Source organism: Acinetobacter sp. GRABPA_MV_2 (assembly GCF_056725885.1).
In genome coordinates this window covers 1-383 of record NZ_JBWZNA010000072.1, presented here as the reverse complement: position 1 = coordinate 383, position 383 = coordinate 1, and the positions used below count along the sequence as shown (strand labels likewise).

The following is a 383-nucleotide window of genomic DNA, read 5'->3' as shown; positions in this document are numbered from 1 at the left end:
CGCTCAACATAACCACCCCAGCCAAATGAACCAATTTGGGGTTCTGACAAACCGAATATTTCTTGGCGATACCGTAGGCTACCGCTGTCACTAGATACACTCGTGATCGCATTCACTTTACTAGATGGGGTATATCGCAGTGCAAAGTAAATCCCATAGTCCTTATGGTTTTCATAATCTTTATACGCTGATGCATAAAAACCCCAGTTCTTATCCAAACTTCCACTTAAATTGGTAGACAGTAATTTATAGGAGTTATCACTATATTTGATCTGGTTATAGCCCAGATAAACCCCATAGCCTGCATAAAAGTTATAGTTAATCCCTGCCCTAAAAATCTCATCTGCCAATGCACTGTAGTTCAGATAGTTTTGTGACTCGGC

The 383-nt window shown here is 40.5% G+C and carries 1 pseudogene; it reads right to left on the bottom strand.

From position 1 onward, the window contains the following. Positions 1-383, bottom strand: a pseudogene (locus ACXM0J_RS18870) (fimbria/pilus outer membrane usher protein); the annotation flags it as partial.